The sequence below is a fragment of the Bacillus sanguinis genome, assembly GCF_018332475.1.
In the GTDB taxonomy this organism is placed as follows: domain Bacteria; phylum Bacillota; class Bacilli; order Bacillales; family Bacillaceae_G; genus Bacillus_A; species Bacillus_A sanguinis.
Window position 1 is genome coordinate 1 of record NZ_BOQB01000389.1, and the last position, 307, is coordinate 307.

Genomic DNA, 307 nt, shown 5'->3' on the forward strand with positions numbered 1-307 from the left:
CGGTTATCATATTATTAAAGTGACAGATAAAAAAGAATTGAAGCCATTTGATGAAGTGAAAGATAGCATTCGTAAAGACTTAGAACAGCAAAGAATACAAGATACGACAGGGAAATGGAAACAACAAGTAGTCAATGACTTATTGAAAGATGCTGATATTAAGGTGAATGATAAAGAATTTAAAAATACATTTGAATTTCTAGAAAAGAAATAATGACTGTAATTAGAAAAGGGAACCTATGTAGGTTCCCTTTTCTAGTTAGTGTGTGAGTTATAAATAGATAGTAAGACAATACAATATTACATA

1 pseudogene is annotated in these 307 nt (G+C 29.0%); it reads left to right on the forward strand.

Going from position 1 to position 307, the window contains the following annotated elements:
* A pseudogene (gene prsA / locus KI369_RS26590) lies at positions 1–214 on the forward strand (peptidylprolyl isomerase PrsA); the annotation flags it as partial.
* Positions 215–307: the final 93 nt, after the last annotated feature.